Origin of the sequence: Campylobacter concisus (assembly GCF_002913745.1) — a bacterium.
GTDB lineage: Bacteria > Campylobacterota > Campylobacteria > Campylobacterales > Campylobacteraceae > Campylobacter_A > Campylobacter_A concisus_R.
Genome location: NZ_PPCG01000041.1, coordinates 1 through 9,320, shown reverse-complemented (window position 1 = coordinate 9,320; position 9,320 = coordinate 1). Strand labels below are relative to the sequence as shown.

10 protein-coding genes and 1 pseudogene are annotated in these 9,320 nt (G+C 39.6%); 6 read left to right on the top strand and 5 right to left on the bottom strand.

Annotated features, from left to right (window positions below):
* A pseudogene (locus CYO90_RS10530) lies at nt 1-126 on the top strand (cell surface protein); the annotation flags it as partial.
* Nucleotides 127-161: 35 nt separating this feature from the next.
* Here the strand turns inward: CYO90_RS10530 and CYO90_RS05960 are convergent.
* The 5 genes from CYO90_RS05960 to CYO90_RS05940 form a co-directional block, all read right to left on the bottom strand.
* Complete coding sequence (locus CYO90_RS05960) at nt 162-1,205, bottom strand: Cj0814 family flagellar-dependent secreted protein (protein WP_103578838.1); 1,044 nt, start codon at nt 1,203-1,205, stop codon at nt 162-164.
* A gap of 58 nt (nt 1,206-1,263) precedes the next feature.
* Complete coding sequence (gene radA, locus CYO90_RS05955) at nt 1,264-2,604, bottom strand: DNA repair protein RadA (RefSeq protein ID WP_103578837.1); 1,341 nt, start codon at nt 2,602-2,604, stop codon at nt 1,264-1,266.
* 68 nt (nt 2,605-2,672) lie between these two features.
* A complete protein-coding gene (locus CYO90_RS05950; RefSeq protein WP_258030673.1) occupies nt 2,673-2,942 on the bottom strand; it encodes a VanZ family protein in 270 nt (89 codons plus the stop codon).
* Complete coding sequence (ftsY, locus tag CYO90_RS05945) at nt 2,935-3,801, bottom strand: signal recognition particle-docking protein FtsY (protein WP_012001848.1); 867 nt, start codon at nt 3,799-3,801, stop codon at nt 2,935-2,937. Before ftsY ends, CYO90_RS05950 begins: the two co-directional genes overlap by 8 nt.
* Complete coding sequence (locus CYO90_RS05940; protein WP_103578836.1) at nt 3,801-4,436, bottom strand: TlpA family protein disulfide reductase; 636 nt, start codon at nt 4,434-4,436, stop codon at nt 3,801-3,803. Before CYO90_RS05940 ends, ftsY begins: the two co-directional genes overlap by 1 nt.
* A gap of 49 nt (nt 4,437-4,485) precedes the next feature.
* On the opposite strand from CYO90_RS05940, the gene CYO90_RS05935 reads away from it, so the two are divergent.
* From CYO90_RS05935 to CYO90_RS05915, 5 genes are read left to right on the top strand one after another with little or no spacing between them, the layout of a single operon-like run.
* Nucleotides 4,486-5,130, top strand: coding sequence for a 5-formyltetrahydrofolate cyclo-ligase (locus CYO90_RS05935; protein WP_103578835.1), 645 nt, complete (start codon nt 4,486-4,488; stop codon nt 5,128-5,130).
* Nucleotides 5,051-6,604: a ribonuclease Y gene (gene rny / locus CYO90_RS05930; protein ID WP_103578834.1), complete on the top strand. Its 1,554-nt coding sequence runs from the start codon at nt 5,051-5,053 to the stop codon at nt 6,602-6,604. The genes CYO90_RS05935 and rny overlap by 80 nt, the downstream gene beginning before the upstream one ends.
* Nucleotides 6,605-6,613: 9 nt before the next feature.
* Nucleotides 6,614-7,210: a lipid-binding SYLF domain-containing protein gene (locus CYO90_RS05925; RefSeq protein ID WP_103578833.1), complete on the top strand. Its 597-nt coding sequence runs from the start codon at nt 6,614-6,616 to the stop codon at nt 7,208-7,210.
* Nucleotides 7,210-7,776 (top strand): DedA family protein, encoded by a 567-nt coding sequence (locus CYO90_RS05920; RefSeq protein WP_002942724.1) that lies wholly within the window; start codon nt 7,210-7,212, stop codon nt 7,774-7,776. The genes CYO90_RS05925 and CYO90_RS05920 overlap by 1 nt, the downstream gene beginning before the upstream one ends.
* A complete protein-coding gene (locus tag CYO90_RS05915; RefSeq protein ID WP_103578832.1) occupies nt 7,773-9,113 on the top strand; it encodes a DUF945 family protein in 1,341 nt (446 codons plus the stop codon). The genes CYO90_RS05920 and CYO90_RS05915 overlap by 4 nt, the downstream gene beginning before the upstream one ends.
* Nucleotides 9,114-9,320: the final 207 nt, after the last annotated feature.

Here is a 9,320-nt window from a genome sequence, read left to right as displayed (position 1 = left end):
ATAAATAAGGATCAAAAATTTCTCTATGCAAGAGAGCTTTTAAATTTCAAAGAAAAAAGAGGCATAGATGTCTTAGAGCTTATGCAAAAGATAGATAAGAAGCAAATTTTAAATAAGATGGCTTGATCGGTTAAAGATAGCCACCTTTTAAATTTATCTATTTAAACTTTTGTCTCGTTTTGAAGCTTTGTGGCATGAGCTAGCACACTATCTACTATCTCGCTTGCGCTTTTGCCATCTTTTGAAGTGAGTAAATTTCTTTTTAGTAGCTCTTCTAAGATAAATTTGATCATCTTCTCATTTTTTAAAAGCCTTGAGAGAGGCACTATATCATCAGCTAGGCTTTGCTCGTTCATTAGCTTTGAGTAAGAGCTTGCTTCCACACTAAGCTTTGTCTCGCCGCTATCACTAGCGATAGGGCTAAAACTCTTTAAAAATCCCACAAATACACCAGCATTGCTATAAGTATCATCTGCTTGATATACCAACATATCAGGGTTAAATGTATATTCGTCGCTGGCTCTTGTGTCAAGATGTTCTTTACTAAAATTTAGCTCATAGACCTCGTGGCTTACTCCAAAGCCTCTAAGCTCATCTCTAACGCTCTTTGCATCATTAAATTGATCAAATGTTTTATATACATTTGTAACAGATATCAGGCTCACATCTTTTAAGAAATTTGCATTTTTACCAAAGGTTTTTTGGTTAGTATCTATGCTAAAGCCTTTTGGCAAATTTGCTAGATCAGCTTCACTATATCTATCTTTTTCATCGCCTACGATGCTTTTAAAAAGTTTATAGTAGTGCTTTGTGGTATCAGCTACATCTATCTTTTCAAAGGCAGCCTTGCTTCTATCTTGTGTGAATAGATATGTTTTATTGTTGTATCTAACTATCTCATCAAGTGTGCTTTTATGGATTTTAAAGTCCTGTGGCAAACCTGCATCTTTGTTAAAATCAGCTCCCATAAAGCCAGCTTTATCCACTGTGTAGCCATAAGCTTGAAGATTATTAAAATTTAAAGAGGCGAGGCTATTTTGTGAAGAAGAGATATAAGTAAATTTAGCTGGCTCTTGGTTTGGCTTGTTACTTTCTTCTTTAACACTTTGCTTTATAAGATCACTAAAATTTAAAGACCTATCTTTCTTGTGTTGTTGCTTGGTGTATGAATTTACATTGGTGCTTAAGATGCTAATATCATTCATGGTTTGCCTCCTTGATATTATCTGTCAAAGAGCAAGCATGATTTGTTCCAGAGTAAATTTACATCCACTCAAGCACTTGCGTGATATCTTTGGTGTAAAAGCACTTTAGACCTTGCGTGTCAAGCGGTTTGTTTGGGATGATGGCGTTTTTAAATTTCTGCGTTTTTGCCTCTTTTAGGCGCTGATCGAGGTTGAAAATTTCTCTTATCTCGCCATTTAGGCTTAGCTCGCCTATAAAAACGCTATCCTTGCTAATAGGGCGGTTTTTGAAGCTACTGATTATCGCTGCGATGACGGCTAGATCGGCTGCAGTTTCGCTTATCTTAACGCCACCTGAAACATTTATAAAGACGTCGTAGTGCCCAAGTGGAATTTCTAGCTTTCTCTCGAGCAGGGCTAGCAGCATATCCAGGCGATTTCTTTCAAAGCCAGTCGAGCTTCGTTTTGGATAGGCACTTTCGCAAACAAGAGCCTGAATTTCGATGCTAAGTGCTCTTGAACCTTCCATTATAATAGTTATCGCACTGCCACTCATCGCCCCACCACGTGTGAAAAATTTACTTGAGACCTCGTTTGCGCTCACCAGTCCGTGCTGGCTCATTTCAAATATACCAACCTCACTCGTCGAGCCAAAGCGGTTTTTAAACCCACGCAAAATTCTTAACTCTCTGCTCGCATCGCCCTCAAAATAAAGCACCACATCGACCATGTGTTCAAGCACTCTAGGCCCTGCGATCGAGCCCTCTTTGGTAATATGACCGATGATGAAAACGCAGATATTTTGGCTCTTTGCAAGCCTCATCAGCTCAAATGTGATCTCTCGAACCTGTGTGATCGAGCCTGGGGCGGAGCTTATATTTTGACTATAAAGCGTTTGTATGGAGTCGATTACTAGCACCTTGTAGTCGCTTTTTTGCACTTCTAGCAGGATATCTTCTAGGCAAATTTCAGTTAATAGGTATAAATTTTTATCCACAGCATTTAGTCTGTCAGCTCTCATTTTTATCTGGCTTTGACTCTCTTCGCCGCTTACATAGAGCGTTTTTTTGCCGTCTTTTGCTAAATTTGAGCCGATTTTTAGAAGCAGAGTTGATTTGCCTATGCCTGGACTACCGCCTATTAAAACAAGCGAGCCCTCGACCACGCCACCACCAAGAACAAGGTCTAGCTCGCTATCTTTTGTGCTAAATCTCGTAAAATTTTGAATTTTAACTTCGTCGATACTTATGGCTTTGCTGGGTGTGCCACTACTTTTTGCTATCTCTTTACTTATCTTTATCTCTTGCTGGCTAAGCTCGACAAAGCTATCCCAAGCCCCACATTGTGGGCATTTACCAAGCCACTTTGCTTGTTGATTACCGCAGGCTTGACACTCAAAAACTGGCTTTGCTTTTGCCATAATATATCCTTTTTAAAATTTCAACTACTATCACTCCAAAAGACGCTCCGATCATGTCAGCTACGATGTCAAGCAAGGCTAAAGCTCCTGTTTGGTAAAAGTGCCTGAACCAGCTCTATTTGCACGCCAAAGGCTAAAAGTAGGGCTAAATTTTTTAAAATTTTAAACTCATAGCCAAGGTAGAGCAGGATATAAAGGACGAAAAAAGCTAAAAAATGGTTTGCTTTGTCCCACGAATTTTCGATGATTGCGGGACTTTTTGGAGTAAATGCAAGAATATCAATCGCCAAAAGAGCAGCGAAAAAGCAAATTTTACTAAGAAATTTTACCCTACTCAAAAATGGCGTCCATCAGCTCGTCTAAAAACTCGTCTGGGTTAAATTTGATGATATCGTCCATACTTTCGCCAACGCCTATATAAAATATAGGTAGCTCAAGCTCCCTTGCCACGCCAAATAGCGCTCCGCCCTTTGCAGTGCCGTCAAGCTTTGTGATGATGACGCCATCAAGCGAGACGATCTCATTAAACGCCTTTGCCTGCGCGACGCCAGCGTTGCCCTGCGTGCCATCAAGGATAAGGATCTTGCGGTGAGGCGCCTTTTCGTAGGCTTTTTTGCTGATACGAACGATCTTATCAAGCTCGTTTGCCAAATTTGTCTGGTTTTGAAGCCTGCCAGCCGTGTCTAGGATGACGCGGTCGATGCCTTTTGCAAGGGCCGAGCTAATCGTGTCGTAAGCCACAGCTGAAGGATCATGCCCTTGCTGGGTGGCGACTATTGGCACATTTAGCCTGATTGACCACTGGCGTAGCTGCTCGATCGCCCCAGCTCTAAATGTATCGCAAGCGCCCAAAATGACGCTTTTGCCGTTATTTTTATATAAATTTGCTAGCTTTGCTATGGTTGTCGTCTTGCCAGCGCCATTTACACCAAGGATAAGATCGACAAATGGCTTGTCAGGCTCGATCACGCGCTCGTTTTCATAGATAAAATAGCTACTCATAACGCGTCTAAGATCAGCCCTGCTCACTTCATCTTGTGGCGGCAAGTAGTATAAAATCTCCTCCACGATCTCGTAGGCCACGTCAGCTTCTAGTAAAATTTCTTCTAAGCTCTCTTTGTCGATCTTTTTTGACTTTTTGGCTGAGCTTATCGCTCCAAAGGTCTTTTCAAAACCTCTTTTTAAAAACTCAAGCATTATTTTATAGCCCTATTTATGTCAGTTTCAAGCATCTCTTCAGGCACAAGACCGATGTAGCCTTGAGCGTAGTCGCCATTTGCTTTAAAAAGTGCAGATGCAGGGAGTCCTTTGATGCCGCCCATCGCCTTTTCAAATAAGAAATTTCCCTCGCCAACTGCGATGTCATATTTGATCTTATATTTTTGAGCAAATTCTTTAACTTCGTCCTCGCTCTTGTCTTCAAGCAAGACAGCAACGATGTTTAGCTCGTTTTTAAATTTCTCACTTAGGTTGTTTAAAGATGGTATCTCAGCCTTGCAAGGTGGGCACCAAGTGGCGAAAAATACGTAAAGTGTAGCTTTTTTGCCATCTTTTACGTCAAAGCCGTTGCTTCTTTTTGTGATCTGCATAGTTGTGCCGTTAAGCAGTTTTAGGCTTATATCTTTTACTTCGTCACTTTGTTCGCTCTCGCTTATCTTTGGTGTGAGCGTATCTTTGCTTAAATTTTCGTCTTTGCTGGCATTTTCTTCTAAATTTTTACTTTGCACAGCTGGCTCGCTACTGTTTTGCTCGCTCTTTTGGCTTTTGTCGTCGCCGCATCCGAAAAATGCAAAAAGACAAAGTGATGTTATAATTGCGCGTTTTAGTGTCATAAATTTCCTTTTGAAAAATGTTTCAGGATTATACAAGAAAGAGCATAAAATGAGCGTTAATTTAGAAAAAAACGAATTTAGAAAAAATGCAAGAGCAAATTTGATAAAGCTCACTAAATTTAAAGCAAAATGCACACATCACAAGGTAGCAAAAACACTTTTAAATTTGATAAATTACACAAATTCTAAAAAGGTGCTCTTTTACTTGCCGCTTAACTACGAAGTCGATGTGCTTAAAATAAGACGAAATTTATCACACAAATGTGAAATTTTTGCCCCTTTTATGGTAGGTCTTAGCTTAGAGATGGTAAGATTGCGACTGCCATTTCTAACTTATAAATTTAATGTCAGACAGCCATCTGGCAAAAAAATGAATAATGTTAAACTCGATATGGCGGTAGTTCCAGCGATTGGGGTTGATGGAGCTATGGCAAGGATAGGGCACGGAAAAGGATTTTACGATAGATTTTTTGACACTTTGCCCGTTAAGCCAAAACTGATAGTTTTCTTAGAGGTAAAAGACTTCTACACCAAAGATGTGCTTTCACAAGCGCACGATGCGGTGGGAGACTTTTATATAACCCCAAGCAAAAATTATATAAAAAGAGGAATAAATGATAGAGGTTTTAATAGGCTTAGGAGCCGGTGTGGTGGGCGTTGGAGCAGGGTATCTCTACGCCAAAAAGATAAATGATGCAAACTACAACATATTTTTAGAGCAGGCAAAAGCTAAAGCAAAAGCCATTGAGTATGAAGCTGAGCTAACGCTTAAAAACTCTAAAATTTCAGTGCAAGAGGCTGAATTTGAGGCTAAAAAAAGATACGATGACAAGACGACAAAGCTTCAAAAAGAGTATGCAAGTAAATTTGATGAGCTGATCAAAAAAGAGAAAATTTTGCTAAATGAGCAAGAGCTTTTAAATGAGAGCAAAGAGCTTTTTGAAAAAGACAAGCAAGATGCGAAGGTCACTTACGAAGAGGGTTTAAATTTAAAAGCGACTTATCAAAACAAAGTAGAAGAGGCGATAAGAGTGCTTGAGCACGCTGCTGGCTTAACGGAGGAGGAGGCAAAAGAGGTCGTGCTTAAAAAGGTCGAAGAGAAGTCACGCGCCGACATCGCTCACATCGTTAGAAAGTACGAAGAAGAGGCAAAAAGAGAGGCTAAAAAGAGGGTTAATTATATCTTGGCGCAGGCTACGTCAAGATTTGCTGGAGAATTTGCAGCTGAGCGTCTAATAAACGTCGTAAATATCAAAAATGATGAGCTAAAAGGTAGGATCATCGGCAAAGAGGGACGTAATATCAAAACCCTTGAAATGGTGCTTGGCGTTGATATCATCATCGATGATACCCCACATGCTATCATCTTAAGCAGCTTTAATCTTTACAGACGTGCGATCGCAACAAGAGTGATCGAGCTTTTGGTGGAGGATGGCAGAATTCAGCCAGCGAGGATAGAGGATCTTCACAAAAAAGTAACTGAAGAATTTGAGCAAAGCATACAAGAAGAGGGCGAGAACATCGTCATGGACCTTGGTCTAAATAAAATTCATCCAGAGATAGTAAAACTAATAGGCAAGCTTAAATTTAGAGCAAGCTACGGTCAAAACGCCCTTGCTCATAGCCTCGAAGTAGCTCACCTTGCTGGCATCATCGCAGCTGAGTGTGGCGGAGATGAGAAGCTAGCAAAAAGAGCTGGCATACTTCACGACATAGGCAAAGCGCTAACTCACGAGTATGATGGTAGCCACGTCGATCTTGGAGCTGAAATTTGCAAACGCTATAAAGAGCATCCAGTCGTCATCAACGCTATCTATGCTCACCATGGCCACGAAGAGGCGACAAGTATAGAAAGTGCTGCTGTTTGCGCAGCTGACGCACTAAGTGCAGCTCGTCCAGGAGCAAGACGTGAGGTGCTTGAGAGCTTCTTAAAACGTGTTGAAGAGATCGAAAACATCGCAAAAAGCAAAGAAGGCATCAAACAAGCTTATGCGATCAACGCTGGCCGTGAGATCCGTGTCATTGCAAATGCTAAGCTCATAAACGACGATGAAGCCGTGCTTGTGGCAAAAGAGATAGCTCAAGAGATCGAGAGTAAGGTGCAGTATCCTGGTGAGATAAAAGTAAGCGTCATTAGAGAGACTCGCGCTGTTGATTTTGCGAAATAACAGCAAGATATGAAATTTCTTTTATCATTAATAATGTTTTTCTCGCTTGGCTATGCCAGCGAGGAGCTCGTGCTAGACTCGGCAAATTCGTTTATAACGACGATGAGAGGCGCTAGAAACGCTCCTATAAAAGAGCTCATCGAGCAGTCAAAAGCGACGATCATCTTTCCAAGTGTAAAAAAAGTCGGTTTTGTGGTCGGTGGCATGGGCGGAGATGGCATCATGGTCGTTGGCAACATCAACTCGCCAAGTGAAATTTTGCCAGTTAGTATAAGTGGCGGCAGCATCGGCATACAGCTTGGCTATGAAGATAGCTCGCTTGTGCTATTTATATTTAAAGATAGCATCATCTACGACATAAAAGACGCCAAGATCACGCTTGATACGAAGCTTTCGGTAGCATTTGGCGATATCGGGCGCAATTATAATAAAGTAAGCGATTTTAAATTTTCAAGTGACATCTACGCGTATGCCGCAAATGATGGATTTTTCGCAGGAGCAAGCTTTGGCGGAGCAGTGATTAGCGCAAAGGATGAAATTTTAAAACAAAGTGGCTACGCATACGAGCAACTAATATCTTCAGCTTCTAAACTTTTGGGGCAATGATGCAAGATATTATAAACTCAATTTCGACTTACGGCTACATCGTGCTATTTTTTTACAGCCTTGGTGGTGGCATGGTCGCACTTATCGCCGCTGGGATATTAAGCTTTGCTGGTAAGATGGACATCACTCTTAGCATAATCGTCGCTGCCGTTGCAAATACGATCGGCGATACTTTGATCTTTTACGTCGCAAGGTTTAACAAAAGCTCGCTTATGCCTTATGTGAAAAATCACAAAAGAAAGCTTGCCTACGCTGGAATTTTAGCAAAAAAGCATGGCGATAAGATAATATTTATCAAAAAATTTATCTATGGCGTCAAAACTTTGGTGCCTGTCGCACTTGGACTTACAAAATACTCTTTTTATAAATTTAGTGTTATAAATTTGATCTCCTCGGTGCTCTGGGCGGTGATCGTTGGCCTTGCTAGCTATAAAGCAGGGGATTATTTCATGAGTGTGAGCAATTATCTTGGCGAGCATGGCTATATCATGCCACTTGCCATGGTTGGCTTGTTGTTAGGTATCTGGTTGTTTTTACAACACATTACAAAAAGGAGAAAAGTATGAAAAAGGTGATATCTGCTCTAATCGTAGTTATCGTGATCGTCGCAGGCGCTGTTTATTTCGCCTCAAACAAGGTCGAGGAGAACTATCAAAGGATAGTTGATAGACTAAATGATGTAAATGGCTTTAAGGTTTCAGAAAATAGCTATCAAAAAGGTTTTTTTGGCTCAAAAGGATCGTTTGATCTTATCGTTTCAAAGGATCTTTTGAAAAATTTAGCTGGCAAAGATGTGGATGAGGATCTAAATTTCAAGGTAGAAAATGAAATTTCTCACTCAGTGCTTGCATTTGTAAATGGCTTTGATATCGACTCAAAAATTTCTATACAAAATGAGGCGATAAAAAATATCGTAGCTTCATTTCTTGGGTCAAACGTCATCGCAACGGCTAAAACAAAAGCCAGCGTGAGTGGCGATAAAGATGTAAAAGTTAAATTTAGCGATATCGACTTTAGCGACAAGCAAACCATGAACGTTCATACAAAGGATGTGAAATTTGGCTTGAAACTGGACGCAAAAGATAATGTAAATAGCGCAAATTTGGGTCTTGAGAAAGTTTCATTAAAAGACCTTAACGAAGAAAATAAAGCAGAAGTTAATCTTGAAGGCATCGATATAGATACAAGCTACACTGTGCCAGTTGAAATTTCAAAGATATTTGAGAGCAAATTAGCTTCTTACGTAGCAAAGGCTAAGATTAAAAAACTAGCATTATTAGATGAAAAAGATGGTAATGTCGCTTTAGACGATCTTGAGTATAGCTCTAAATTTGAAGTCTCAAATGATCTTGGTAGCTCAAATGACGTGGTGAAGATAGGTGCGGTTGCTGTTAATAAAGTGAAATTTGCAGATTTTATCTTAGATAGCAAAATAGCAAATATCAACGTGCCAACTATAAATAATATACTTGATAGACTAAGTAATGTAAATGTTGATACAAATGAGAGTATCTTTGCTGGGTTAAATTTGGACGAAGTAATGGGTCAAATTTTAGAGAAAAATCCAAGTGTGAAAGTAGATACATTAAGCTTTAAAAATGGCAATAATGCGATAAATTTAAAGTTAGATGCTGCTATCAATGGCTTTAAAAGCGGAGAAAGTCAGCTTGCGATTTTTGATAAGCTATCACTTGATGGTGAGCTAAGCGCGGATGAGACTTTGGCTAAATTTTTTGATACGCTCTTTCCTGAGATGACTCTTATCGAGCCAACACTTATATCTGCCGGATATTTAAAAGAGGATGGCAAAAAAGTAGTAAGTAAATTTAAGTATGATCCAAATAAAAAAGATATTATTTTTAACGAAAAGGTCGGACTTCAAAATTTATTTATGGGCTTTTAAAAAATAGCCTTATTTTTATCTACTTTTAAGCATCACTTCTATATACTTCACTTTCTGTTTTGCAGAACGCAGAACAGAAAGTTCTTTTAACTTACAATTGTTAAACTATTAGTCAATCTTTGAAATCTAAACAAGTGATCGATTGAGCCAGTCTATTATGATTAAATAATAGATTAGACAAACTAATATAAAAACTAAAAGTTTTTT